We start from the raw sequence: 23,912 nt of genomic DNA on the forward strand, positions 1-23,912 counted from the left end.
TGCAGCGACAGGGTGCTGCGAAGGGAGATGGATTAGGCGGTTTCGCCTTCGTGCAGGTCTGCAAAGGACCCCTTGGGCTCCTTCAGGAAGAAGAAGCAGAAGAAGGCCACGATCAGACCGGCCACGCCCAGGATCTGGAAGAAGGCACTGTTGGAAGCCGCGATCACCTCGGGGGTGGGTTCGCCGCCGCCGCCCATCCACATCGGCAGGAGGCTGAAGATGGTCAGGTAGGTCACAGCACCAACGTTGCCGTAGGCACCCACCAGGCCGGCCACCTGACCGGTGACGCGACGTTTGACCAGGGGCACCAGCGCGAAGGTGGCGCCTTCACCGGACTGCACGAAGAAGGAGGCGAGCATGGTGATCACCACGGCAACGGCAATTCCGGTGGTGCCGGTGAAAGTGCCCGGCTTGATCATGCTCATCACCAGGTAGCCCACGCCGAGACCGGCGGTGAGGAAGCCCATGGTGTTCTTGCGGCTGCCGACGCGGTCTGAGATCAGACCACCGGCAGGGCGGGCGACCAGGTTCACAAAAGCGAAGCAGGACGCCAGGATTCCGGCGGTGGCCTTCGGCAGATCGAAGGTGGTTTCAAAGAAGGTTGGCAGCATCGAAACCACGGCCAGTTCGGAGCCGAAGTTCACGATGTAGGTGAGCTCGAGGATCGCCACCTGGCGGAACTCGTAGCGATCTTCCTTGGGATAGACCTTATTGCCGAGGATCAGGTCGCGGTTGGTGCGAATGATTCCCCAGGTTTGGAAGGCAAACCAGAGAGCGACTGCACCGAGGGCCAGCGGGTAGGTGGCAGCGGTGAGGAAGCCAACCTTCGTGAGGCGCCAGCAGAGCACGCAGAGGATGGCTGCGAAGGGCACGTTCATGCCCAGCAGACCCCAGAAGTCGCGCATGGAGGTGACTTCCAGGCCTGCGGTCTTGGCAGGGCGCTGATACGTCTTGCCGGGGGGGGTGTCGGTGACGTTGAAGAAGTAGAAGAAGCCGTAGAGGGCTGAAATGATGCCGGTCAGAGCGATGGCACCGCGCCAGTTCAGAACAGCGCCGGTGGGCAGTTCGAAGCCGCCGGAGAATGAGAGTAAGCCTGCGAGGGCAACCATGGTGAGGGCGGAGAAGGCGGAGCCGAAGTTGCCCCACCCGCCGTAGATGCCTTCAGCCAGGCCGATTTCCTTGGGCGGGAACCACTCGGCCACCATGCGGATGCCGATCACGAAGCCAGCGCCGACGATGGAGAGCAACAGACGGGCCACCACCAGCTGGTTGAAGTCCTGAGCGAAGGCAAACAGCAGGCATGGAATCGCCGAGAACACCAAGATCGAGGAGTAGGTGATCCGGGGTCCGAATTTGTCCAGCAGCATGCCGATCAGCACGCGCGCTGGGATGGTGAGGGCCACGTTGCAGATGGCCACGGTGCGGATCTGACCAACGGTCAGTCCGAGATCCGCTTTCACGGTGGTGGCCAAAGGGGCCAGGTTGAACCAGACCACGAAGGTCAGGAAGAAGGCGATCCAGGTCAGGTGAAGGGTTCGGTACCTGCCCTGGAACGACCAAAGGTCGCCAAGCATTGAGGAGAAGAAAAGGAACCACGGGCTTCAAAAGGAAAGGTGCCCGGGGATGGCAAAACGGTCGAAAAAAGAATCCGTTTAACTCGCGCAGTTAATCAATTCATCGTGCCCACGTTTGGTCAGATTGGTTACCGATTTCTGTTTTTCTGTTCTGTAGCAAACATCAACTTGCCTGATTGATCGGATCAGGTGTTCTTGTGCCGCGATGATTTGGTAGCGGTTGCAACTTTTGTGGGCTGTTGGACTTCGCTGGTTCAGATTGTTGGTTGGCGATGTGAACCAAGGCTTGAGGGTTTGTTTGCTCAGTGGCGGAAGCAGCCGTCGCATGGGGCGTGACAAGGCGCTGTTGCCGCATCCCTCTGGCGGTGTCTGGCTCACGGCCCTGGTCGACCAGCTGCTGCCCCTCGGCCATCCGGTACAGGTGCTGAGTCGTCATGCCGAGCACGCAGCGCTTCTGGCCCACCGGCCCGGATGTTCCGTACAGCTGGAGCTCCCTCCCTGGAATGGCCCCCTGCAGGCGTTGGCCAAGGTGCTGTCTCCGATGCCCGGCGAGGCCTTGCTGGTGCTGCCGGTGGATATGCCCCGTTTGCGCACCGCTGTTGTCCAGCAGCTCATCGCAGCCTGGAATCGTGCCCCGGAGCAAGCAGCGGTGGCTCATGACGGGCAACGGCTTCAGCCGTTGCTGGCGGTGATCCCCTCAGGTTCTCCCTTCCGCTCCTGCCTTGATCAGCAACTCCAACGCGGAGAGTTGCGCTGGATGGATTGGTTGACCCGCGTTCCCCATCAGACGGTGCGCTTGCCTGCAGAAGCTTTGTTGAATGCCAACTGCCCTGCAGATCTGGCAGCGTTGAAGGAATGAGCACTTCGCTGCCGCTCGCTGATCGTTTCAACCGGCCCATCGGGGTCCTGCGGCTGTCGCTCACGGCCCGTTGCAATCTCGCCTGTCCGTACTGCTGTCCGGATGTGGAGGAGCCCCCTGGCTTGCTCACGCTTGAGCAGCAGCTGCGCGTCATTCGTGTGGCTGCGAGCTTGGGGGCACAGACGCTACGGCTCACCGGTGGAGAGCCGTTGTTGAGCCGGCGCTTGTTGCCTTTGCTGGAGGCGGTGGCGCAGGCCCGGCGGGATCGTTCGGATCCGATCGCCGGTCTTCAGTCGGTGGCGCTCACCAGCAACGGGGTGCTGTTGTCGGAACCGATGGCGCGGGCGTTGCGTGCCGCAGGGCTGGATCGCATCACCATCAGCCTCGATGCAGCGGAAGGGGAGGCAGCGGCGCGTATGGCTGGTCTCCAGGGTGGCGCCGTGGCTGGGGACCGCCTGGTGCGCCAAGTGCAGGACGGCATCGCGGCGGCACAGGCCGCTGGTTTTGACCCCTCATTCGGTGAGCTCAAGCTCAATGCTGTGATCCAACGGGGGATCAATGACGATCAGCTGCTGCCCTTGGCCGCTTTGGCTCGGCAGCAGGGGGTGGAGCTGCGCTTGATCGAGTACATGGATGTGGGCAACCGCAACCAGTGGACGCTGGATCAGGTGCTGCCGGCGGCGCAGATGCTGGAGCGTATTCACGCCCGTTGGCCCCTTGAACCTATGGGTCGTCCGCGGGGTGGGACGGCCCGACGTTGGCGCTATGGCGATGGTGCAGGATCCATCGGTGTGATCGCCTCTATCAGTGAGCCGTTCTGCGGCGATTGCAACCGGTTGCGTGTCACCGCCGATGGGCAGGCGTTCACCTGTTTGTTCTCGGCTGATGGCACGGATCTCAAGCCCGCGCTCGCGTCGGAGCTCCAGCTTGAGCAGGCCATGCGCCAGCTCTGGCAGCGGCGCCAAGACCGCTATAGCGAGGAGCGTGATCCAGCCGCCGCTGCGTCAACCCATGCGGAAATGGCGTACCTGGGGGGCTGAACCGTCGTGATCGTCACCGTTTTTGCGTGATGCTCCCGGTACAACGGGGCAGCTGAAGGATCCAAAAGGATCCATCGACATGTTTGAACTGCTGGCCTACGAGCGCTTCCGCGACACCCCGTCGGTTCGTTTTTTCGACGTCACCGTGGACACCTCGAATGCGCGCGACCTGGTGATTCACAGCGGCCCGGCCGTGTCGCCTCCCAATGATCCTGAGAGCGGAGCCTGGCAGTTTTATCTGCATCCCCATCAGGAAGACAATCTGCTTGCGGCCAGTGGCGGCAGAACCTTCTTCTTGGTGAACCTGGCCTGGGAAAAGCCATTTCACATCGTTCGGCTCGAGAGCGGTGGTGACATCCTTCGTATCCCCCCCGGCACCTTCCACCGCTCGATCTCCGATCCCGATGGTTCCGTCGTTTTGAACCAGGCGGTCCGTGAGGAAGGCGCTTCTCTGGTGCAGGAATTTCGCGTCTACAACAGCGCTGAGATTCCGGCCTTGATGGCAGCCACCCTGAGCTCGGCTCCGAAGCCCCAGTTGCATGGGGTGGAACCTCTGCTTCAGGCGGCCTGAACCAGGTTGCGTGAGGAGGTCTCCGTTCCGGAGCTTTCCTCATTGATTTGTATCTGCCAATTCAGTTCACTTGTGGTTCCGGGGGGACCACTGAAGCTGCCGCTCACGGCTGCGGTGAGTTCCGGCTTGGACGAGGTGGCCAGCACCACATAGCGATCGTTGACTTCCATGCCGGCACTGGGGTCAAAGCCGCGCCAGCCCGCTCCTGGCAGATAGACCTCCGCCCAGGCATGCAGGTCGTAGTCCTTCGGAGGAGGTTGCTGCAGTTGATAGCCGCTCACGAAGCGGGCGGGAAGACCCACCACGCGGCAGCAGGCCACCATCAACATGGCCAGATCACGGCAGGAGCCGATCCGCTCGCGCAGGGTTCGGCCCGCGGGCCAGGCCGGCCCCACATGGCGTTGTGTGTATTTCACCCGCTCTTGAATCAGTTCAATCAGTTGCTTCAGAAAGGCCAGGGTCTGCTGGTTGCTTCCCATCAGCGCTTCCTGGGTGAGCTCGATGGCCGCAGGTTCGTGCTGGCCATTGGGCAACCAGCCTTCCAAGGCTCCCTGCAGATCGCTGTTGAGCTGGCCTTGCGGGTAAGGCAAGGGTGGTTCGAGTCCGTTGAAGCAGCTCTCTAGCGGAGGTGCCGGTCGGGTCTCCACCAGGCTGCGGGCTTCAAAGATCAGTTCATCTGTGCTGCCCAGAAAGCGGAGCCGTTGGATTTCGTCGCCGCTGGCGGCCACCAGTTCCCGACGTTGTTCCGGTTCCGGCAGCACGCTGAGTTGATGCTCCAGAAGGGTCTGGAAACCTTGCCCCCGGGGTCTTAGACAGAGGCGATGCTCCCCCAAATACACCGGGGCTTCATACCGATACGTCAGGCGGTGAACGATGAGAGCGCGCATGCGGGATCGGTGGGAACGGAACTGAGGTCGGCGCTGGTGAAGTAGCGGGTCTGGATCAGGCTGTGGAGTTGATTGAGGTCCTGCTGAAGCTGGTCAATGGCTTCATGCAGACCGGCCTCGATCAAGTTGTCGATCCGCACATAGCTCCAGCGGGCCAGGAGCTGTCCGCGCAAGCAGTCGAGGTCATCTGGGGTGTCTTGGCTCGGGTGCTGCTGGATTTGTTGCAAGGTGTCGCTGATGCCCTGGAGGCAATACCGCACCGACCGAGGAAAGCTGGGATCCAGCAGCAAAAAGCGGGCCACCGCTGCAGGGCTGATCGCTTGCTGCACGCTCTGTCGGTACATCTGATAAGCGCCCGCTGTGCGCAGCAGGGTGATCCACTGCAGTTCATCCAGCACGCCGCCCACCTCCTCGGGGGAGGGCAGCAGCAGGAAGTATTTGACGTCGAGGATGCGGGAGGTTTTGTCGGCGCGTTCGATCAGACGTCCCAGCTGACTGAACAGCCAGCTCAGATCACGGCTCAGGGTGGTGTCGGTGATCCCGTACATGAGCTGGCAGCCACGCCGAATGATCCGCAGTTGCTCCTGCACCGGTTCCCGCCAGATGTCTTCGTCGTCCTGCAGGGTCCAGTGCAGATCATTGATCTGCTCCCACATCTCCGTGGTGATTACATCCCTGATCTGCCGTGCGTTTTCCCGGGCCATCGCAATGCAACTCACGATGCTGTTGGGATTGCTGCGGTCTAGTAGGAGGAAGCGCACCACCTGTTTCGGCGTGGCATCGGGATAGGCCGTATCAAAGCGGTGGCGATCCCCCGTCACCTCCACCAAGGGCAGCCATGGCTCGGCGCTGCCCGGAGGACAGTCCAACGCCATCGCTTCGCTCACTTCCAGAAAACGCGAGATGTTTTCGGCGCGTTCCAGATAGCGATTGATCCAGTAGAGCGAATCGGCGACGCGACTCAACACGGCACAGCCTCCTTTGGCTGCGGTGCTGCTATCCGTTGGTCGTCGACGATCCAGGTGTCCTTGCAACCGCCCCCCTGGGATGAATTCACCACCAGTGAGCCCCGCTTGAGGGCCACCCGCGTCAGCCCCCCTGGGCTCACCCAGTTGCTGGCGCCGCGCAGCACATAAGGGCGCAGATCCACGTGGCAGGGGTAGAGCTCACCGTCACTAAGGGATGGCACGGTGGAGAGCTGCAGCGTGGGCTGTGCGATGAAATTGCGGGGATTTTCACGGATCTTGGTGTCGAAGTCAGCCAGTTCCGATCGGCTGGCCTGGGGGCCGATCAGCATTCCGTAGCCCCCGGCTTCCGCCACTGATTTCACTACTAGTTGCTCGAGGTGTTCGAGCACATAGCTCTGATCGTCTGGCCGGGCACAGAGATAGGTGGGAACGTTCTCGATGATCGGCTCCTCATCGAGGTAGTAGCGGATCATTCCCGGCACATGGGCATAGATCAGCTTGTCGTCGGCGACGCCGGTGCCAGGAGCATTGGCGATGGCGACCCGTCCTTGCCGCAGCACATCGATTATTCCCGGCACCCCAAGCATTGAGTCCTTGCGGAACACGGTGGGATCAAGAAAATCATCGTCGATGCGGCGGTAGATCACATCCACGGGTTCGAGGCCACTGGTGCTGCGCATCCACACCCGGCCGTCTTCGCAGACCAGGTCGCGTCCCTCCACCAGTGCAATGCCCATCTGCTGGGCCAGATAGCTGTGCTCGAAATAGGCGCTGTTGAACACCCCGGGCGTCAGGATTGCCACGCGGGGGCTGTCACTCCAGGGCGCCAGGTCCTGAAGGGTGCGCAGCAGATGGGAGGGATAGGCGTCGATCGGTTGAACGGCACGGCCCTCGAACAGGCCAGGGAACAACCTTTTCATCACCCGACGATTCTCGAGGAAATAGGCCACCCCCGATGGACAGCGCAGGTTGTCTTCAAGGACACGCCAGGTGCCATTGCCGTCGCGAATCAGGTCGAGCCCGGAGATGTGGCACCAGCGGTTGAGGGGCAGACTGATGCCCTGCATCTGAGGTCGCCAACCGGAGGAACTTTCCACGTCTTCACGCGGGATCACACCGTCGTTGAGGATCTGCTGGGGGCCGTAGATGTCGGCGAGGAAGCAGTCGATGGCTTCCAGGCGTTGCAGTAGTCCCCGCTCCAGGGTGATCCAGTCGCTGCGGCCGATCAGTCGGGGCAAGGGATCGAAAGGAAGAATCCGTTCACTGCCCTTGAGCCCGGAATCGTTCAAGCGGAAGGTGGCGCCGAGGCGACGCAGCAGCTGGCTGGCCGAGGCATGGCTGCGGTTGAGCTCGGGTAATCCCAGCTGCCCCAGTGATGTGAGCAGAGTGGCCAGATCGTCGCGAGGTCTCTCCGTTTCACTGCAGAAATATTCGTCGAAGCCGACCGTGGGTTTGTAGTCGGTGAACATTCCGATGGTCTGCGCGTATGTCATCCAAGGCGTCGCCGCAACCCCCTTTGGGTGTAGTTGCTACACATTCCGCAATTTCAGGTGACATGGCGCTGATCGCTTGATGTTTGGGTATCCGTAGGCACCTGTATGGAGGGCGCAGGGCGAGGGCTTGGTGCCTCCTTTGCTTATCTGTTTTTGGATTTCAAACGCTCTTCGCCTTGGATGAATTGCTCTGGGCCCGACTGATCTTTGCCCTTGGTGCCGTTGTGACTGCGGCGACGGTGGTGATGATTCTGCGCGGACATATCTATTGGAACCGCAGGGGGTCGACGGATGTCCGCTGACTCGGTTCCCTTCCTTCAGCCCGGGATCGCCTGGGCGTTGGTGGTGCTGTTCTCTGTTCTCTGGGTGGCGCTCGGGATTACCTGGGGCCGGCGCGGTCAAGGCAATGCCGACGACTACATGCTGGCGGGGCGCAACATCGGGCTGGCCCTGAGTACGGCCACGTTGATGGCTTCCTGGGTCACCGGCAACACCACCCTGCTCGCCCCTGAATTTGGCTACAAAACCGGCCTCTGGGGCATGTTCAGCTATGCCCTGGCCGGGCTTGGCCTGATTTTGTTCGCCCCCCTGGCTTCGCGGATCAAGCAACTGATGCCCAACGGGCGCACCAGCGGCGACTTCATTCGCCTGCGCTACGGGCGTCTGGCCTGGTGGGTGTTCATGCTGATCACCGCGGTCTACACCCTGGGCTTTCTGATGACCCAGGCGATGGGTGCTGGCCTGCTGCTGCAGGCCCTTTCAGGCTTCGATTACCACGTGGGAATGGTGGTGGTGATTGGTGTCGCCACCGTGTACACCCTGTTCGGCGGGATGCGGGCCGTGATCGGCACCGATTTCATTCAGTCGCTGTTGATCATGGTGCTGCTGGCGGTGGTGGCGGTGCTCGCCTTCCGGCAATTCCCTATGCCCGAGGTGCATGCTTCCTTGCTGGCTCGGCATCCCGATCGGCTTGATCTGCTGTTGCCGGCGGGCTTGTTGATTGCCTGGAATTCCGCCCTCTTTTCCATGGGCGAAGTGTTTCACAACAACATCTGGTGGTCCCGGGTCTTCGCCAGTCGGCGTTCGGTGGTGATGACCTCTTTTGTATTGGGGGGAATCGCCTGGATGAGCGTGCCGATGGTGACGGGTTCCATCGGCCTGGTGGCCCTGGCGCGTGAGTTGCCCCTCGAGCAGGTGAACATGGTGTTCCCAGTGATGGCGGCTGATCTGCTCGGGGCTGGCGGTGCGGCTTTGGTGTTTGTGGTGGTGTTTGCCTCGCTCACCTCCACCCTGGACTCGCTGCTGGCGTCCACCGCCGATCTGCTGGCGGAGGATGTCTATTTTCGCCTGTTGCGGCCCCAGGCCAGTGACCTGCAGTTGAAGCAGGCGGCGCGGCTGATGGTGGTGGGGTTGGCCGTCGTCACCCTGGCGCTCTCCTGGCCGAGGTTGGATTCGCTGGCGTCGGTGCTGTTCTTCACCGGTGCCCTGGTGGCCTCCACGGTCTGGCCTGTGGCGTGCGGTTTGTATTGGCGCACGGCCAACCGCACGGCTGCTATCGCGGCCATGCTTGCCGGCAGCGTTGTGGGCCTGCTCTCCTATGTACTGATCGCGCCCTATTGCGCTGCTGTGTTTTCGGCGGCCGTGTCGGCGGTTGTGATGCTCATGGGCAGTCGGATCTGGCCGGAACGCTTTGACTTCACCTTGTTGCAGGAGGAGGGATGATCCAAACGGTTCCTTTGATGGCCGGCCTCGTTGGTCTGTCTGGCTTTCAGTTTCTGCTGGTTGCCAGTCAGTTCGCCCTGGTGCTGTCGGTGCTTGTGTTGCTGCTGATTTGGTGGGTGGAGTGGCGGGATGGTCGTGTGTGGTGACGCCTGCAAGTGTTAGTAACCAGCTGAACATTTTTTCCGGATCTTTGCTTAAGAAGCTGGTTCTTCGTGGACGCAGGAGTGTGGTTGTTGTTACCGGTAAAAGATGTAGTTCCTGGCTCTAGCACTCGTTCTGGCAAACAGGGTGTTGATCCGATTCCGCTATGGCACAGGTCAAATCAGCAGATGTGGACGCGTCGTCGGTCCAGATTCGGTTTGAGCCGATGGGGCCCGATGTCTACGGGCAGAACCAACCTCAGGAGCTGTTGGCTGCGATTGCCGAAGACGTTGAGCCTTTGAAGGATTTGGTGGATCAGCACGTGGTGTCGATCCAACCGTTTCGCCCCGAGGCTTTGTTGCAGGTGTTTCGCCTGGCGGCGAAGTTTGAGAGCAATCCAGATCGCTATTGCCGTCACAACACGCCACTTACCGGCAAGATTCTGATCAACGCGTTTTACGAACCAAGCACCCGCACCCGGCTGTCTTTTGACAGTGCCTGGCACCGACTCGGCGGTACCTCCATCAACATCACCGACAGGGCCACCACAGGGATTGCCAAGGGCGAGTCTCTCGAAGATGTCGCCCATATGTTCAACAACTATGGCGATTGTGTGGTGCTTCGGGATAGCGATCCCGGTGCCGTTTATGCAATGACGTCCACCCTTCGGATCCCGATCATCAACGCCGGAAATGGGATCGATGAGCATCCCACTCAGGCGATGGCCGATCTCTACACAATCTTCAAGTGGCGGCCCCAGCTCGCTGAGTTGGATGTGGCACCCGCAGATCGGATTCGCATTGGGATCGTCGGGATTCCCTCGCGGATGCGAACGGTTCGCTCCCTGTTGAGGATCCTGGCCAAATTCCCGCAGACGGTGGACGAGGTGGTGGTGATTCACGCCCCCGGGTTGGAGCCGGATCAGCCGCTGTTCGATCCAGGACAGTTGGGGGAGCTTGAAGCATGTGGGATGAAAGTGCGCTCCAGCACCGATCTGCAGGCTGAAGTGCCCGACTTGGATGTCGTTTACATCAACGCCATCGCCTGGGTGGGCGATTCCTATGAAGTGCACGGCGGAGGATTTCGCCTCACCCGCGACATGCCATTCAAACCGGAGGCGATTGTGCTCCATCCCTTGGCGCGGGGAGCGGAACTCAGCACCTGCCTGGATGACACGCCCCACAACTGGTATTTCAGTCAGGCAAGGGGAGCCGTGTTCCTGCGGATGGCCCTGCTCACCTGCATGGTGGATCGGGCCGAACGCGTGATGGATGTGATCTGAGGCGATCTGATGTGCGGAATCGGAGGTGTTTTCAATGCAGACCGTCAACAGACGGCGGATCGCCAGCTGCTGGTCAACATGGCGGCGATCCAGGCCCATCGCGGGCCCGACGGCTTCGGGGTTGAGGTGCTCGATCAGGCCGGCGTCGGCTTCTGCCATGCGCGCCTTTCAATCATTGACCTGAACGAGTCGCGGGCTCGGCAGCCCTTCCTCACCGATGACGGTGAGGTGCTGATGGCCCACAACGGTGAGTTTTACGACTTTCAGCGCATCAGGGCTGACCTCACCGCCCAGGGGGTGCGCTTCAGCAGCAAGAGTGATTCAGAGATCCTGCTTCGGCTCTACCAACGCCAGGGGTTAGAGGCGACCCTGCCTCTGTTGCGCGGTGAGTTCGCCTTCGCCTTGTTTGATCGGGCAGAGGACTGCCTCTACCTCGTGCGGGATCGCTTCGGCATCAAACCGCAGTACTGGGCGATGACGCCCGAGGGGCTGGTGTTCGGTTCCGAGTTGAAGGTGCTCTTCGCCCATCCGGCGGTGGAGCGACGCTTCACCTCGGAAGGTCTCTTCCACCAGTTGATGCAGACCATGGTCCCCGGCACCACAGCCTTTGCGGGGGTGCACCAGGTGAAGCCCGGCCATGTGCTGAAGGTGCAACGGGTTAGTGGGCGGCTGGAGGTATCGGAGTCCACCTACTGGGATGTCGACTTTCCGCGTAAAGACGAGCGGGACTCCAGCCGAACTGAGGCCGAGCACATCGCTGCCGTTCGTGCCGCGTTGCTGGAGGCCGTTGAGCTGCGCATGGTGGCCGACGTGCCTGTGGGTTGTTACCTCTCCGGCGGCATCGACAGCTGTTCGATCCTCGGCTTGGCGTCAGCCGTCAGCCAGGCACCGGTGAAGGCGTTCACGATCGGATTTGATGACGCCCGTTACGACGAGTCGCCGATCGCCCGGGAGATGGCCGAGGCCACGGGGGCTGAGCAGGATCTGATGCGTCTTTCGGGCCAGGAGCTCTATGGCCATATGGAGCGCACCATCTGGCACGCCGAGCGAACGATCTACAACACCTTGGCGGTGGCGAAGTTCTTGATGAGCCGCCACGTCAACGATGTGGATTACAAAGTTGTGATGACCGGTGAAGGCTCAGATGAGCTGTTCGGCGGCTATCCCGCCTTTCGCCGTGACATGTTCCTGCACGGTTTGGATGACCTGCCGCAGGAGGAGCGCGCCAGCTGGGAAAGCCTTTTGCAGCAGTCCAATGCCCTGGTTCAAGGGGCGATGCTGGCTGAAAACCAGGTGGATGATCCCGATCTCGATGCGGTGGTCGGCTTCACCCCCAGCTGTCTGCAGCCGTGGCTGGCCTGCGCACCCTTGGTGCCTGAGCTTCTGGCGCAGTCCCATGCCGAAGCCCTGAAGGATTACTCCCCGGGCAAGGCGATTGCCGAGCAACTGGATGCGGATCAACTGGACGGGCGCCATGCCCTGGACAAGGCCCAGTACGTCTGGATCAAGACCATGCTGGAGGGCCAGATCCTCACCTGGGGTGGCGACCGGGTCGACATGGCCAATTCCATGGAGGCCCGACCAGCCTTCCTGGATCATCATCTGGCAGCAGTGGCGGTGCAGGTGCCGCCCGAACTGCGGATCAAGGGGAAAACCGAGAAATACGTGCTGCGGGAAGCCATGGCGGGCCTGTTGCCGGAGGTGTTGTATCGGCGTGAGAAGTTCGCCTTCATGGCGCCGCCAGCCCACACAGAGCATGAGAAGTGGGAGCAGATGAAGCAGCTCGCCGACGACTACCTCAGTGATGAGGTGATCGATGCCGCTGGTTTGTTGAGCAAAGCCGGAGTGCGTGCCTTGTTTGCGCGTCATGAGGACCCGGCTACCACTGATGCGGAGCGTGTGCAGATGGATGCGGTGATCAACCACCTGCTGGGTGTGCAGATGCTGCACCGCATGTTTGTGGCCGAAGACGTGCCAGCTCTGGCCCGTCGGGAGGCTGACCGTCTGGGCTGGCGGGTGCTGATGCCCGTTTGAATTCTTTGGTCAGGGTTAAATCGTTGCGCTAGCTACAAGGCTCCGCGGGTTTTCGGGTGAATATTGACCTCCGTTTGAAACGAAGGTCACGGCATTGCCCACGCTCATCTCGGCTTCTCCGACTAAATCCGCAACCGGGATCGAGCCAAGCAAAGTTGCCGCGCGACCAAACCGTGATCGTTTGGTTGCAACGATTGAGCAGCTGGCCAGCATTGGTGCCAAGCCAGATGGCAGCGTTTGTCGACGCGGGTTCTCGCCTGAGGATGTGCAGGGCCGTGAGTTGCTGGCCCATTGGATGAAGCAGCTCGGCATGCAGGTGCGTGTCGATGCTGCTGGCAACTTGATCGGACGCCTTGAAGGCCTTGATCCCGATTGTCCTGCTTTGGCCACCGGGTCTCACCTCGACACGGTTCCCACCGGAGGACGTTTTGATGGGGCCCTGGGAGTCTTGGCCGGTCTGGAAGCCTGCCGCGCTCTTCAAGACCAGGGCCTGCGCCTGCGACATGGCATCGAGTTGATCGCCTTTGCCGACGAGGAGTCGACCATGGTGGGCTGCAAGGGTTTGACGGGCACGGCCTCCGATGACCCGGAGAGTTTTGCTACCAGCAATGGCCAGCCGATTCAGGACAATCTGGCGCGCATCGGCGGGCATTGGCCCTCTTTGGCCTCGGCCCGACGCTCCGATGAGGCCTATGCCGCCTTTCTGGAATTGCATGTTGAGCAGGGCGGTGTTCTCGAGCAACGCGGTGATGCCATTGGTGTTGTGGAGGGTGTTGTCGGTCAGCGTCGGTTCAGCATCAAGGTGCAGGGCCAGGCCAACCACGCCGGCACGACACCGATGGGGCTGCGACAGGACGCCCTCGTGGCGGCCTCGCGTCTTGTTCTTGCCGTTGAGGCCATGGCCTCCAGTCATCCCGGAGATCCGGTGGCGACGGTGGGTCGACTGGAGGTTTGGCCTAATGCAGCCAATGTTGTCCCTGGTGCTGTCGCCCTGACGGTTGACCTAAGGGACGTTGATCCGACCGTTCTTGATCAGTTGGTGGAGGAGTTGATGCAGCAGGTGGAACGCATCGGTGCTGAAACAGGCTGTCCGATTGCGGTGGATCCCCAGTTCAGCACTGATCCCACCCCTGCTGATGCTGTGGTGATGGCCACGATCACTGAGGTCGCAGCCGATCTCGGCCTGTCCCACAGTCATCTCCCCAGCAGAGCCAGCCACGATGCCCAGGAGGTCGGCCGTCGTTGGCCGATGGGCATGATTTTTGTGCCCAGCAAGGGGGGCTTGAGTCATTCCGCTGCAGAGTTCACCAGCGATGAGCAGTGCTTTGCAGGTACCTCGGTGCTGATGGAAACGTTGCTGCGGCTCGACCGTCAGCTGCCGTGACCTTTTCAATCCTGGCCCGTGATCCCAACAACGGTCGTTTTGGCGTGGGTGTGGCCACCTGTCATATGGCCGTTGGATCCACCGTCCCCCATATCCGCGCGGGGGTTGGTGCTGTCGCTACACAGGCCCACACCAATCCGTATTTGGGGATTTGTGGCCTGGAGCGTCTGGAGCAGAGTTCGGATGCTGAGAGCGTTCTGGCCAGCCTTCTTGCGGATGATCAGCATCGTGATCGGCGTCAGTTTCACCTTATTGACCTGGACGGTCGCACGGCCTGTTGGACGGGGCAGGATTGCGGCTCTTGGGCAGGGCATCGCCATCAGCGTGACCTCTCCGTTGCTGGCAATTGCTTGGCGGATGAGGCCGTGTTGGCGGCTATGCAGCAGGCCTTCCTCACCAGCGACCCCAGCTTGAAACTGGGCCGTCGCCTGATGATGGCTCTTCAAGCTGGGGAAGCGGCTGGTGGTGATCACCGTTCCAACCTCTGCACCTCAGCGGCTGTGCAGGTGAGCGGCGAAGCTGCCTTCCCGCTGTTGGATCTGCGCGTTGATTTTCACGAGCGCGCCGTGGAGCAGTTGATGGAGGTGTACGAGCGCAGTCAGGATCTTTGGGCCCAGCAGTGGAGGGATGAACTGTCTGAATTGCCTATGCTCAACCGCTTGGTGGCTTGAGCATTCACTTTTGTCTGTCTCATTAAAAATCCCTGCACATGGGAATGTGCAGGGATTTTTTGAATTCAAGTGAATTCAGCTGGGGACGGATGCTTCCCACTCCACATTCAATCCAGCTTCGCGTGCATCACTGATCAGATCGTCGATGCAATCCATGCCGAAGGCGGCTTGTCCAGATAGCAGGGCATCCCAGTCTTGAGCTGGAAAGTGAGTTTGCAGCCAGAACACGCCATGCACGCTGGAGGGATTCACCTGCACGAGACCTTGGTCGAGGCGAGTAGTGATGAGGTCCAACGTCGTTGCTGAAGCTGGGTCTATTACGCCTCAATCCGTGCAAGAGGAATGTTCGAGTTGCTACAGATTGAGTATTTGCTCTAGCGCGTATAGCCCACCCCGCGGTATACGAGCTGCACCGGAGTGCGGTGGATGGTGATTTGACGGGCTTGGTACACGTTGCGGCGGTAGACCAGCTGCACACCGGGCTTGCCCTGAGTGGCGTTGTTTTGCTGGTACTGATGGCCGCGGTAGAGAAGGGTGGTCATTGAGATGGTCCTCGAAGCAAGCTCAGGTCCCCGTTCCATGGCCTGAGGCGAACTGCGCTTCGCGCGATGCGAAGTGAACGATCGGTAGCTGTTGCTACGGAAATATTGAAGCTCCTACGAATTCCGAAGTGGTGTTCAGGTTGATACCTCTTCAGAAAAGTTTTTGGTTTTGTTTATTTTTGTCCGTAGGAATTAGCGGGCTTTGCTTGTCTCAATCAGCTGATCGAGCGCAGCATTGAAGAAGTCTCGGCCTTGTATCTGGAGCGTGGCGCCCAGCCTGCGCCAGTCCTGGCTCAGGCGAACGGGTCCTTCAGGTCCAAGGGCACTCACCACGTAGTCGTGGTCGTTGGCGATCCAGCGCTCAAGCGCATCACCGTCGACCTCGAGGTGGCATTGCAGGCCAATGGCGTGGGCTCCGATGCGAAACACCTGTTCCGCACAGTGCAGCGAAGAACCCAGCAGGATTGCATCAGCCGGCAGTTGGATGCGATCGCCATGCCAATGCAGCACCAAGCTGCTGCTTGATTGTCCATTGAGTAGAGCCGCGTCGCTTGGATCTGCGACCCAGTGGATTGCGCCGAGGCCCAGTTCCTTCAGCTGCTGTGGTGGTGCTCCCACCTGCAGGGGTTGCACGGATCCGCCTGCGGCGACGGCCAACAGCTGTGCCCCCAGGCAGATGCCCAGCACCGGTCGGCGTTGCTGGTGCCATGCCGTAAGCCAGTCCAGTTCCTGCCGCAACCAGTCCATGCCTGGTTGGTTGCGATCGTTCACGCTCATCGGGCCGCCGAGCACAAGCGCGATGCTGTTCTTACTCGCCATGGGATCCGGCAGCGGGTCACCACGTTCGGGCCTCAGGATCTCGAGTGTCAGGTCCCGTTGCCGCGCCAGTTCTCCCACCAGTCCGGCGTCTTCGTGGTCAACGTGTTGGACCACTAACAGCGTGGGGCTCAAAGCAGCAGATAGCGCTGGGCGAGGGGCAGCACTTCAGCGGGCTCGCAGGTCAGCAGTTCGCCGTCGGCAAACACCTCATAGGTCTGCGGGTCCACGCTCACCTTGGGGAGGGCTGAATTCAGCTTGAGGGCGCTCTTGCCGACGCTGCGGGTTTCTTTCACCGCCATGCAGGTGCGTTCCAGCCCTAGCTGGCGTTGGATGTCTGCATCCATTGCCGCTCCGCTCACGAAGGTGAGACAACTGGGGGCGAGGGCTTTGCCGAAGGCTCCAAACATCGGTCGGCCGTGCACGGGGCCGGGGGTGGGAATCGAGGCGTTGGCGTCGCCCATCTGGGCCCAGACGATTGAACCGCCCTTCACCACCAGTTCCGGGCGAATGCCGAAGAAGCCCGGCTTCCACAGCACGAGATCGGCGAGCTTGCCGGTTTCGATCGACCCCACTTCGGAGCTGATGCCGTGGGCCAACGCTGGGTTGATCGTCACCTTGGCGATATAGCGCTTCAGCCGGTGGTTGTCGTTGCGAGCGGAGTCTTCTGGCAGGGCACCACGCTGCACCTTCATTTTGTGGGCGGTCTGGAAGGTGCGAGTGATCACCTCGCCCACGCGGCCCATGGCCTGGGAGTCGCTGGCGATGATCGAGAAGGCGCCCAAGTCGTGAAGGATGTCTTCTGCGGCGATCGTTTCTCGCCGGATCCGTGATTCAGCGAAGGCCACGTCCTCGGGGATCTTCGGGTCGAGGTGGTGGCACACCATCAGCATGTCGAGGTGCTCCTCGAGCGTGTTGCGGGTGTAAGGCCGGGTGGGGTTGGTGCTACTCGGCAGCACGTTGGCCTCGCCGCAGATCTTGATGATGTCCGGGGCATGGCCGCCGCCGGCGCCTTCGGTGTGGAAGGTGTGGATGGTGCGCCCTTTAATCGCCGCGATCGTGTCTTCCACGAAGCCGGCTTCATTCAAGGTGTCGGTGTGGATGCACACCTGCACATCCATCCGATCGGCCACCGATAGGCAGGCATCGATGGTGGCGGGCGTGGTGCCCCAGTCTTCGTGCAGCTTCAGTCCGCAGGCGCCGGCGCGCACCTGTTCTTCCAGGGCTTCCGGGGTGCTGGCGTTGCCTTTGCCGAAAAAGCCCAGGTTCACCGGCAGGCCTTCAGCGGCCTGGAGCATCCGCCCGATGTGGAAGGCGCCGGGGGTGCAGGTGGTGGCATTTGTGCCCGTGGCCGGTCCGGTGCCGCCTCCCATCAGAGTGGTAACGCCGCTGGCCAGGGCCGTTTCGATCTGCTGGGGGCAGATGAAGTGGATGTGTGTATCGATGCCACCGGCCGTGAGGATGTGTCCTTCCCCGGCGATGGCTTCGGTGCCTGGGCCCACCACGATCGTCACCCCTTCCTGGGTGTCGGGGTTGCCGGCTTTGCCGATGCCGACGATCCGGCCGTCCTTGAGGCCGACATCGGCTTTGACGATGCCCCACCAGTCGAGGATCAGGGCATTGGTGATCACTGTGTCGACGGCGCCCTTGGCCCGAGGGGTCTGGGACTGGCCCATACCGTCGCGGATCACCTTGCCGCCGCCGAACTTCACCTCATCGCCGTAGACGGTGTAGTCCTTCTCGACTTCAAGGATCAGATCGGTGTCGGCCAGACGAAGTCTGTCTCCGGTGGTGGGTCCATAGGTTTCGGCGTAGGCCTGGCGGGAAATTCGGTAGGGCATGGGTCAGGCGTCGAGGGGTCCGTTGATCTGGCCGTTGAAGCCGATGACGCGTCGCGCACCGGCGAAGGGAATCAGGTTCACGTCGCGACTGTCGCCAGGTTCGAAGCGGATGGCGGTGCCGGCGGGGATGTCGAGCCGTTGACCGCGGGCTGCAGTCCGGTCGAACTGCAGGGCGGCGTTGGCTTCGGCAAAATGGAAATGGGAGCCCACCTGCACTGGCCGGTCGCCGCTGTTGGAGACGCTCAGCGTGGTGACGGGTCGGCCTGCATTCAGCTCAAGTTCACCCGGTTCGGGAAGCAGTTCGCCTGGAATGAGAGGTGCCATGGGTTCTGCCTCAGCGAATCGGGTCGTGCAGGGTTACGAGCTTTGTGCCATCCGGGAAGACGGCTTCGATCTGCACCTCATGGACGAGCTCGGGCACGCCCTCCATAACCTGGTCCTGACGCAGCCAGGTGGTGCCTTCCTGCATCAGCTCCGCCACGCTCTTGCCGTCACGGGCGCCTTCCAACACCAGAAAACTCAGCCAGGCCACCGCTTCGGGGTGGTTGAGCTTGAGGCCACGGTTCAAGCGCCGCTCGGCAAGCAGTGCCGCGGTCACGATCAGGAGCTTGTCCTTTTCCTGGGGACTGAGATGCATGGCGAAGCTCGGTCTTCCTCAGTGTGTCTCCGCTGCAGCCTCGAAAGCGTTCATAGTGGACGTTTATCGGCGCAGAGGCTGTTCCTGCAGGGGCCAGACCCTGGGGATGCGAGGCCGTGTCAGGCCCCGGAGCGTTCGAGTCCGTTCCCAGATTCGACTGAACCAAAAGCGGGCATCGCGGCTCGAATCGCCGGAATAGCGAGCGATCAGGCCCTGATTGAGGGCACCACAGCGCATCGTTCCCGTCAGACCCTCTCGGTCGGCCCGTGCTCCCTCCAGCAGCATTACTGTTGTTTCGGCACCCATGGCCATGGGTGCGGCCCAAACCAGTGTTCCGAAAACCGGGGAGCCTCCCAATCCGTGTGGACTGTTCAGGCTGGCGCTGCCGAGTTCCACACGATCCGCTAGCTCCCAGGTTGAGCTGTTGGCTGCGAGGCGCTGAATGGTGAGGCTCGACTGCCACCGTCCCTGCTCCAGGGTTTCACCGGCGGCCGTTCTGCCCAATCGCACGATCTCTACACTGAGAAAGGAGGCGTCCTCGGGCAGGGTCACCGTCAGCTGCTGCTCGAACAAGGCATCGGCGTACAGCACCAGTTCCTGCGGCAGCCATTCGAGATCACTGCCGCTGGCCAGCGAGCAGCGCACCTGTTGATGGGCAAAGCAACCCTCGGGTTGCAGGCGGCTGCGGCCGATCGACCCGTACACCTTCTGCGCCGCCACGCTGGTGATCAGGCCGCAGCTGTTCGCTTCAAGTTTGATGTCCAGGCTGAGTTGATCGCCGCCCACCAGGCCTCCAGCGGTATGCAGCACCGGCAGCTCACAGCGTCCGTCATCACCGCGTTCACTGCGGAGCAACTTGAACGGAGCTGTGCAGCCCCCCTGGTGTCGGGTGCTGCCGTTGGTGGCATGAAACTGCAGGTCGCAGCGGCCGTGCCAGGGATCAAGACGTTGCATGGCCTCACGCTCCGCCGCCACCGGCTTCGACTATGTAGCAATGCACACCAAAGAGCGGGTGATTGATCGGCACGCTTTCCTGAAGGAACTGGACAGGAGGCGCAGGTGACGGATGCGGTTGTCGTGCTGGGGCAGCGCCTGCAGAGCGGCAGTGTCAAGGCAACCCTGCAGTTGCCGTTAACGGCCGAGGAGCGCATGGTGCTGCGTGGTCGTCGCACCACCTCCTGTGGTCGTCCGGTGCTGCTGCAGTTGCCCCGTGAGGGATCGCTGCAGCCTGGTGATTTGCTGGGGGATCAGTCCGGTTCGACCGTTGTGGAGGTGACGGCAGCGCCGGAAGCATTGCTGCGGGTGCAGGGGTCGCATCCCCTGGAGCTGTTGCAGGCGGCTTATCACCTGGGCAATCGCCATGTCGCCCTGGAGCTGCATGAGCAAGAGCTGTTGCTCCCTGAAGATTCTGTTCTCGCCACGATGCTGGAAGGGCGTGGATTGACGGTCAGCCGTTGTCTGCGGCCGTTTGCCCCCGAGGGCGGCGCCTACGGAGGCCATCAGCACGGATGACTTCCCTGGCGTTGTTGCAACTGGTTAGCCCGGCCCTGCCTGTGGGTGCATTCAGTTATTCAGAGGGCCTGGAGGTGTTGATTCAGGCGGGATCCATCGCCGATGAGCAGGCCATTCAGGCTTGGTTGGAGGCTGAACTCCAATGGGGTGCGGTGCGGCTGGAAGCCGCGGCTTTAAGGCCTTTTGCGGAGGCTTTGGTGGGGTGGTCAACCCAGGCTGATGTTGCGGCCAAGGCGCGTTTGATCGATCTGGATGGTTGGCTGTTGGCCACCCGTGAAGCCGCGGAGTTGCGAGCTCAGCAGCGTCAGATGGGGATGTCGCTGCTGCAGTTGATGTCTGACATGGGTCAGGACTTGCCTGAACCTGTGGCCCTTAGCTGGCCAGCGGCCTGGGCCTGGGCCGCTGTGGGCTTGTCGGTTCCAGCGGGAGACATGGTGGAGGGATACCTCTACGGCTGGGTTGCCAATCAGCTCAGTGCCTCGGTGCGGCTGCTGCCTTTGGGTCCATCCCGAGCACAGGTGCTGCAACAACGGCTGCTGCCGCTAATTGCCTCGCAAGCGCAGTTGCTTCAGGCGGCCGATCCGCAGCAGCTCTGGAGCAGCGGTGTGGGTGCGGGCATGGCCCAGCTTGCCCATGCTGAGCTGTATTCACGCCTGTTTCGAAGCTGATGAGCAGCAAACTGCGCCTGGGGGTGGCGGGTCCTGTGGGATCTGGCAAGACCGCACTGGTGGAGGCGCTCTGTCGCCGCTTGCGCGACGACCTGCAGCTCGCGGTGGTCACCAATGACATCTACACCCAAGAGGATGCCCAGTTCCTCACCCGTGCCGGTGCCCTGGATCCAGAGCGGATCCGTGGGGTGGAGACCGGTGGTTGCCCTCACACGGCGATCCGCGAAGACTGCTCGATCAACAGAGCCGCCGTGGCAGAGCTGGAGGCGCAATTCCCTGATCTGGATCTTGTTCTGGTTGAAAGCGGTGGCGACAACCTGGCGGCGAGCTTCAGCCCGGAACTGGTGGATCTCTGCATCTATGTGATTGACGTGGCAGCTGGCGACAAGATCCCTCGTAAGGGAGGCCCAGGCATCACCCGCTCTGATCTGCTGGTGATCAACAAGATTGATCTGGCTCCCCAGGTCGGTGCTGATCTTTCGGTGATGGAACAGGACACCCTGCGGATGCGTGGCGAGCGGCCCTGGTGTTTCACCAATCTCCACAGCGGTGAAGGCCTGGAGCAGGTGGTGGTGTTCTTGTTGCAACAGCTACCAAAATCATGAAAAAACAAGCTTTTGGGGTCAAAAGTGTTCTCGTTGCGACATTTCAAATCCCCTCCTGTAGCGATGGTCGAATTTCAGGACGTTTCGTTCGTCCAAGCTTTAAGTGCCCCTTCATTTCATGAGCACCCCTCTTTCCAAGCGTCTGTTTGCTGGCATGGCTGCGGCATCGCTGGGTCTTGCAGTGACCGCATGCGGTGGCGATGACAAGGCTGCCAACGTTGACTACGACGACAGCGTCACCGTCGGAATCCTGCACTCTCTGTCAGGCACCATGGCGATCTCCGAGACCACCTTGGCGGAGACCGAAAAAATGGCGATCGCTGAGATCAATGCCGCTGGTGGCGTCGAGGTCGACGGCAAGAGCTACAAGATTGAGTACATCGTCGAAGATGGTGCTTCCGATTGGCCCACCTTTGCTGAGAAGTCCAAGAAGCTGATTGATCAGGATCAGGTTCCTGTGGTGTTCGGTGGATGGACCTCCGCCAGCCGCAAGGCCATGCTGCCTGTCTACGAGTCGAAGAACGCCTTCCTCTACTACCCGATTCAGTACGAGGGTCAGGAGTGTTCCAACAACATTTTTTACACCGGTGCAACTCCGAACCAGCAGTCGGAGCCTGCCACCAAGTTCATGTATGAGAAGTCGCCTGCCGCTGGCAAGCCATTCTTCCTCGTAGGTTCGGACTACGTCTTCCCCCGCACCTCCAACACCATCACCAAGGAACAGCTCAAGTCCTTGGGTGGTGAAGTGGTCGGTGAGGACTATCTGCCCCTGGGCAACACTGAGGTTGCTCCCATCATTGCGAAGATCAAGAAGGCTCTGCCCGACGGCGGTGTGATCGTCAACACCCTGAACGGCGACCAGAACGTTGCCTTCTTTAAGCAGATCCAGGACGCCGGCATCACCCCTGATAATGGCTACTACGTGATGAGTTACTCCATCGCGGAAAGTGAGATTAAGGACATCGGAACTGAGTTCCTTGAGGGCCATTACGGCGCTTGGAACTACATGATGTCGATCGATACGCCTGCTTCCAAGACTTTCGCTGAGAACTACAAGAAGTTCACAAAGGATCCTGGAGCTGTTGTCGCAGACCCACAGGAGTCTGCTTACAACATGGTTTATCTGTGGAAGGCTGCTGTTGAGAAGGCAGGCACTTTTGATGACGACAAGGTTCGTGAAGCCTTGGTTGGAATCGAATTTGATGCTCCTCAGGGTCCTGTGATGGTGATGCCCAACCATCACCTTTCTCAGACAGTTTTGATAGGAGAAATCGGTACCGATGGTCAGTTCAAGATTCTTGAATCCACTGACGGTCCCGTTGCTCCTCAGGCCTGGAACCAGTTCGAGCCCAGCTCCAAGGGCTTTGCTTGCGATTGGACCGACGCTGCAAAAGGCGAGAAGTACAAGCTCTGATCCTTTGATCACAGCCTGATTGCTCTTCAGGGAGGAGCCCGGTGACGGGCTCCTCCTTTCGTCGTTTCATTGAACGCCTCTTTTCACACGTCCGTGCAACTGCTTCTCGAAAGCCTGTTCAACGGTGTTGCCATCGGCTCGGTGCTGCTGATGGCCGCCCTCGGACTGGCCATTGTCTTCGGCCTCATGGGCGTGATCAACCTTGCTCATGGCGAGCTGATCATGCTTGGGGCCTACACCACCTACGTGGTGCAGCTGATCTTCAAGCTGCCTGCGCTGCAGCCGGTTTACAACGCCTACGTGCTGGTCGCGCTTCCCCTGGCATTCATCGTTAGTGGTGTGGTCGGCATCCTGCTGGAACGCACCGTGATTCGCCGGCTCTACGGCAACCCGCTAGAGACGTTGCTTGCGACCTGGGGTGTCAGCTTGATTCTTCAGCAGTTTGTGCGGAGTGTTCCCCTGGCCCACGCCGCCGGCCTGATCCTGGCGCTGGTGCTGGGCTTTGGCCTCCCGCTGATGCTTCCCTCCTCTCTCCTGGCGGGGCCTCGAGCACGCTTGGTGCGTGCGGGGAGTTGGGCTATTTCAGCCCTGGGAGGCGTGCTACTGGCGGGGGGCCTTGCCTCACAAATCAGTCGCATCGCCCGAGCCACATCACGCAACGTGGATGTGACGGCACCTAAATGGATGCGTGGTGGGATCGAATTCATAGACATCACCTTTCCTGTGCCGCGTCTGGTGATCATCGTGATCACGATCGTTGCTGTGGTTGGGGTGACGTGGTTCCTCAACAAAAGCGTGTGGGGCATGCGCATTCGTGCCGTCACCCAGAACCGTTCGATGAGTGATTGCCTGGGCATCTCCACCGACACCGTTGATGTGCTCACCTTCGGCATCGGCTCCGGTTTGGCCGGGGTGGCGGGGGTTGCTGTTTCCCTGCTGGGATCGGTGGGCCCCAATGTGGGCGGGTCTTACATCGTGGGCTGCTTCATGGTGGTGGTGCTTGGTGGCGTCGGAAACCTGTTGGGCACTGTGCTTGCCTCCTTCGCCATCGGCCTGCTCACCGACCTGATCGGCGCTGGTCGCCTGCTGACGATTTGGCCTGACATGCCGGCTCCTATGGCCGGTGCGGTGAATTTCTTTGCCACCACGAGCATGGCTCAAGTGATGGTGTTTGCTCTGATCGTGGTGTTCCTTCAATTCCGTCCCGCGGGTCTGTTCCCGCAGAAGGGACGCATGGTGGAGGCTTGATCT

Annotated in this window: 25 protein-coding genes; 14 read left to right on the top strand and 11 right to left on the bottom strand. The window is 60.9% G+C overall.

The annotated features are described in order from the left end of the window. Positions 1–32: 32 nt before the first annotated feature. Complete coding sequence (locus FZX09_RS04930) at positions 33–1,574, bottom strand: MFS transporter (protein ID WP_226400660.1); 1,542 nt, start codon at positions 1,572–1,574, stop codon at positions 33–35. A gap of 298 nt (positions 1,575–1,872) precedes the next feature. Here FZX09_RS04930 and FZX09_RS04935 point away from each other — a divergent pair, with 298 nt between their 5' ends. From FZX09_RS04935 to FZX09_RS04945, 3 genes are all read left to right on the top strand, one after another. Continuing rightward, positions 1,873–2,433, top strand: coding sequence for a molybdenum cofactor guanylyltransferase (locus FZX09_RS04935; protein ID WP_255599704.1), 561 nt, complete (start codon positions 1,873–1,875; stop codon positions 2,431–2,433). Beyond that, positions 2,430–3,473, top strand: coding sequence for a GTP 3',8-cyclase MoaA (moaA, locus tag FZX09_RS04940; RefSeq protein ID WP_226400664.1), 1,044 nt, complete (start codon positions 2,430–2,432; stop codon positions 3,471–3,473). Before FZX09_RS04935 ends, moaA begins: the two co-directional genes overlap by 4 nt. A 79-nt stretch (positions 3,474–3,552) precedes the next feature. Further along, positions 3,553–4,044: a redox protein gene (locus tag FZX09_RS04945; protein ID WP_226401098.1), complete on the top strand. Its 492-nt coding sequence runs from the start codon at positions 3,553–3,555 to the stop codon at positions 4,042–4,044. On the opposite strand, the gene FZX09_RS04950 is transcribed toward FZX09_RS04945, so the two are convergent. Genes FZX09_RS04950 through FZX09_RS04960 form a run of 3 tightly spaced genes read right to left on the bottom strand, consistent with a single transcriptional unit; the run spans position 4,032 to position 7,368 of the window. Next, on the bottom strand, positions 4,032–4,931 hold the full coding sequence (locus tag FZX09_RS04950; RefSeq protein WP_226400667.1) for a transglutaminase family protein: 900 nt from the start codon (positions 4,929–4,931) through the stop codon (positions 4,032–4,034). The two genes, FZX09_RS04945 and FZX09_RS04950, sit on opposite strands and share 13 nt — an antisense overlap. Continuing rightward, positions 4,904–5,899, bottom strand: a complete 996-nt coding sequence (locus FZX09_RS04955) for an alpha-E domain-containing protein (RefSeq protein ID WP_226400669.1) — start codon at positions 5,897–5,899, stop codon at positions 4,904–4,906. The genes FZX09_RS04950 and FZX09_RS04955 overlap by 28 nt, the downstream gene beginning before the upstream one ends. Beyond that, entirely contained in the window at positions 5,893–7,368 is a 1,476-nt protein-coding gene (locus FZX09_RS04960) for a circularly permuted type 2 ATP-grasp protein (RefSeq protein WP_226401100.1), read from the bottom strand. Before FZX09_RS04960 ends, FZX09_RS04955 begins: the two co-directional genes overlap by 7 nt. Before the next feature lie 315 nt (positions 7,369–7,683). On the opposite strand from FZX09_RS04960, the gene FZX09_RS04965 reads away from it, so the two are divergent. The 6 genes from FZX09_RS04965 to FZX09_RS04985 all read left to right on the top strand — a co-directional run bounded on the left by FZX09_RS04965 (position 7,684) and on the right by FZX09_RS04985 (position 14,626). Beyond that, positions 7,684–9,114 (top strand): sodium:solute symporter family protein, encoded by a 1,431-nt coding sequence (locus tag FZX09_RS04965; RefSeq protein WP_226400671.1) that lies wholly within the window; start codon positions 7,684–7,686, stop codon positions 9,112–9,114. Between the two features lie 17 nt (positions 9,115–9,131). Next, the gene (locus FZX09_RS11905) at positions 9,132–9,260 is read left to right on the top strand and encodes a hypothetical protein (RefSeq protein WP_255599687.1); all 129 of its coding nucleotides are present in this window, start codon (positions 9,132–9,134) and stop codon (positions 9,258–9,260) included. Positions 9,261–9,421: 161 nt separating this feature from the next. Continuing rightward, positions 9,422–10,537 carry an aspartate carbamoyltransferase gene (locus FZX09_RS04970; protein WP_226400683.1) on the top strand — a complete coding sequence of 372 codons (1,116 nt, stop codon included), beginning with the start codon at positions 9,422–9,424 and terminating at the stop codon, positions 10,535–10,537. A 9-nt stretch (positions 10,538–10,546) separates the two neighbouring features. Further along, positions 10,547–12,571, top strand: coding sequence for an asparagine synthase (glutamine-hydrolyzing) (asnB, locus tag FZX09_RS04975; RefSeq protein ID WP_226400685.1), 2,025 nt, complete (start codon positions 10,547–10,549; stop codon positions 12,569–12,571). Between the two features lie 181 nt (positions 12,572–12,752). Next, on the top strand, positions 12,753–13,955 hold the full coding sequence (locus FZX09_RS04980; RefSeq protein WP_226400687.1) for a Zn-dependent hydrolase: 1,203 nt from the start codon (positions 12,753–12,755) through the stop codon (positions 13,953–13,955). Next, a complete protein-coding gene (locus FZX09_RS04985; RefSeq protein WP_006850186.1) occupies positions 13,952–14,626 on the top strand; it encodes a DUF1028 domain-containing protein in 675 nt (224 codons plus the stop codon). The genes FZX09_RS04980 and FZX09_RS04985 overlap by 4 nt, the downstream gene beginning before the upstream one ends. Before the next feature lie 75 nt (positions 14,627–14,701). Here FZX09_RS04985 and FZX09_RS04990 read toward each other — a convergent pair whose 3' ends face one another. The 7 genes from FZX09_RS04990 to FZX09_RS05020 form a co-directional block, all read right to left on the bottom strand. Next, positions 14,702–14,920 (bottom strand): hypothetical protein, encoded by a 219-nt coding sequence (locus tag FZX09_RS04990; RefSeq protein ID WP_025362577.1) that lies wholly within the window; start codon positions 14,918–14,920, stop codon positions 14,702–14,704. Between the two features lie 80 nt (positions 14,921–15,000). After that, on the bottom strand, positions 15,001–15,168 hold the full coding sequence (locus FZX09_RS04995; RefSeq protein WP_226400689.1) for a DUF4278 domain-containing protein: 168 nt from the start codon (positions 15,166–15,168) through the stop codon (positions 15,001–15,003). A 192-nt stretch (positions 15,169–15,360) separates the two neighbouring features. Beyond that, entirely contained in the window at positions 15,361–16,119 is a 759-nt protein-coding gene (locus tag FZX09_RS05000) for a type 1 glutamine amidotransferase (RefSeq protein ID WP_226400691.1), read from the bottom strand. Further along, positions 16,116–17,825 (bottom strand): urease subunit alpha, encoded by a 1,710-nt coding sequence (ureC, locus tag FZX09_RS05005; protein ID WP_226400693.1) that lies wholly within the window; start codon positions 17,823–17,825, stop codon positions 16,116–16,118. The genes FZX09_RS05000 and ureC overlap by 4 nt, the downstream gene beginning before the upstream one ends. Before the next feature lie 3 nt (positions 17,826–17,828). After that, a complete protein-coding gene (locus FZX09_RS05010; RefSeq protein ID WP_114988750.1) occupies positions 17,829–18,149 on the bottom strand; it encodes an urease subunit beta in 321 nt (106 codons plus the stop codon). A 10-nt stretch (positions 18,150–18,159) separates the two neighbouring features. Further along, on the bottom strand, positions 18,160–18,462 hold the full coding sequence (locus FZX09_RS05015; RefSeq protein ID WP_006851427.1) for an urease subunit gamma: 303 nt from the start codon (positions 18,460–18,462) through the stop codon (positions 18,160–18,162). 63 nt (positions 18,463–18,525) lie between these two features. Next, the gene (locus FZX09_RS05020; protein WP_226401102.1) at positions 18,526–19,416 is read right to left on the bottom strand and encodes an urease accessory protein UreD; all 891 of its coding nucleotides are present in this window, start codon (positions 19,414–19,416) and stop codon (positions 18,526–18,528) included. A 105-nt stretch (positions 19,417–19,521) separates the two neighbouring features. On the opposite strand from FZX09_RS05020, the gene ureE reads away from it, so the two are divergent. The 5 genes from ureE (at position 19,522) to FZX09_RS05045 (ending at position 23,909) form a co-directional block, all read left to right on the top strand. Then, entirely contained in the window at positions 19,522–19,974 is a 453-nt protein-coding gene (gene ureE / locus FZX09_RS05025; protein ID WP_226400695.1) for an urease accessory protein UreE, read from the top strand. Continuing rightward, positions 19,971–20,642 (top strand): urease accessory protein UreF, encoded by a 672-nt coding sequence (locus FZX09_RS05030; protein WP_226400697.1) that lies wholly within the window; start codon positions 19,971–19,973, stop codon positions 20,640–20,642. The genes ureE and FZX09_RS05030 overlap by 4 nt, the downstream gene beginning before the upstream one ends. Then, complete coding sequence (ureG, locus tag FZX09_RS05035; RefSeq protein WP_226400699.1) at positions 20,642–21,247, top strand: urease accessory protein UreG; 606 nt, start codon at positions 20,642–20,644, stop codon at positions 21,245–21,247. Before FZX09_RS05030 ends, ureG begins: the two co-directional genes overlap by 1 nt. 118 nt (positions 21,248–21,365) lie before the next feature. Beyond that, positions 21,366–22,661: an urea ABC transporter substrate-binding protein gene (gene urtA / locus FZX09_RS05040; protein ID WP_226400701.1), complete on the top strand. Its 1,296-nt coding sequence runs from the start codon at positions 21,366–21,368 to the stop codon at positions 22,659–22,661. A 93-nt stretch (positions 22,662–22,754) separates the two neighbouring features. Then, positions 22,755–23,909: a branched-chain amino acid ABC transporter permease gene (locus FZX09_RS05045; RefSeq protein WP_226400703.1), complete on the top strand. Its 1,155-nt coding sequence runs from the start codon at positions 22,755–22,757 to the stop codon at positions 23,907–23,909. Positions 23,910–23,912: the final 3 nt, after the last annotated feature.

This window comes from Synechococcus sp. MU1643, from assembly GCF_020514095.1.
Taxonomy (GTDB): Bacteria; Cyanobacteriota; Cyanobacteriia; order PCC-6307; family Cyanobiaceae; genus Parasynechococcus.

Bases quoted from the DNA above. Each gene is read 5' to 3' on its own strand.
- FZX09_RS04930 (WP_226400660.1), bottom strand. From the start codon at position 1,574: ATGCTTGGCGACCTTTGGTCGTTCCAGGGCAGGTACCGAACCCTTCAC.
- moaA (WP_226400664.1), top strand. From the start codon at position 2,430: ATGAGCACTTCGCTGCCGCTCGCTGATCGTTTCAACCGGCCCATCGGG.
- FZX09_RS04945 (WP_226401098.1), top strand. From the start codon at position 3,553: ATGTTTGAACTGCTGGCCTACGAGCGCTTCCGCGACACCCCGTCGGTT.
- FZX09_RS04950 (WP_226400667.1), bottom strand. From the start codon at position 4,931: ATGCGCGCTCTCATCGTTCACCGCCTGACGTATCGGTATGAAGCCCCG.
- FZX09_RS04960 (WP_226401100.1), bottom strand. From the start codon at position 7,368: ATGTTCACCGACTACAAACCCACGGTCGGCTTCGACGAATATTTCTGC.
- FZX09_RS04965 (WP_226400671.1), top strand. From the start codon at position 7,684: ATGTCCGCTGACTCGGTTCCCTTCCTTCAGCCCGGGATCGCCTGGGCG.
- FZX09_RS11905 (WP_255599687.1), top strand. From the start codon at position 9,132: ATGGCCGGCCTCGTTGGTCTGTCTGGCTTTCAGTTTCTGCTGGTTGCC.
- FZX09_RS04970 (WP_226400683.1), top strand. From the start codon at position 9,422: ATGGCACAGGTCAAATCAGCAGATGTGGACGCGTCGTCGGTCCAGATT.
- asnB (WP_226400685.1), top strand. From the start codon at position 10,547: ATGTGCGGAATCGGAGGTGTTTTCAATGCAGACCGTCAACAGACGGCG.
- FZX09_RS04995 (WP_226400689.1), bottom strand. From the start codon at position 15,168: ATGACCACCCTTCTCTACCGCGGCCATCAGTACCAGCAAAACAACGCC.
- ureC (WP_226400693.1), bottom strand. From the start codon at position 17,825: ATGCCCTACCGAATTTCCCGCCAGGCCTACGCCGAAACCTATGGACCC.
- FZX09_RS05010 (WP_114988750.1), bottom strand. From the start codon at position 18,149: ATGGCACCTCTCATTCCAGGCGAACTGCTTCCCGAACCGGGTGAACTT.
- FZX09_RS05015 (WP_006851427.1), bottom strand. From the start codon at position 18,462: ATGCATCTCAGTCCCCAGGAAAAGGACAAGCTCCTGATCGTGACCGCG.
- FZX09_RS05020 (WP_226401102.1), bottom strand. From the start codon at position 19,416: ATGCAACGTCTTGATCCCTGGCACGGCCGCTGCGACCTGCAGTTTCAT.
- FZX09_RS05030 (WP_226400697.1), top strand. From the start codon at position 19,971: ATGACTTCCCTGGCGTTGTTGCAACTGGTTAGCCCGGCCCTGCCTGTG.
- ureG (WP_226400699.1), top strand. From the start codon at position 20,642: ATGAGCAGCAAACTGCGCCTGGGGGTGGCGGGTCCTGTGGGATCTGGC.
- urtA (WP_226400701.1), top strand. From the start codon at position 21,366: ATGAGCACCCCTCTTTCCAAGCGTCTGTTTGCTGGCATGGCTGCGGCA.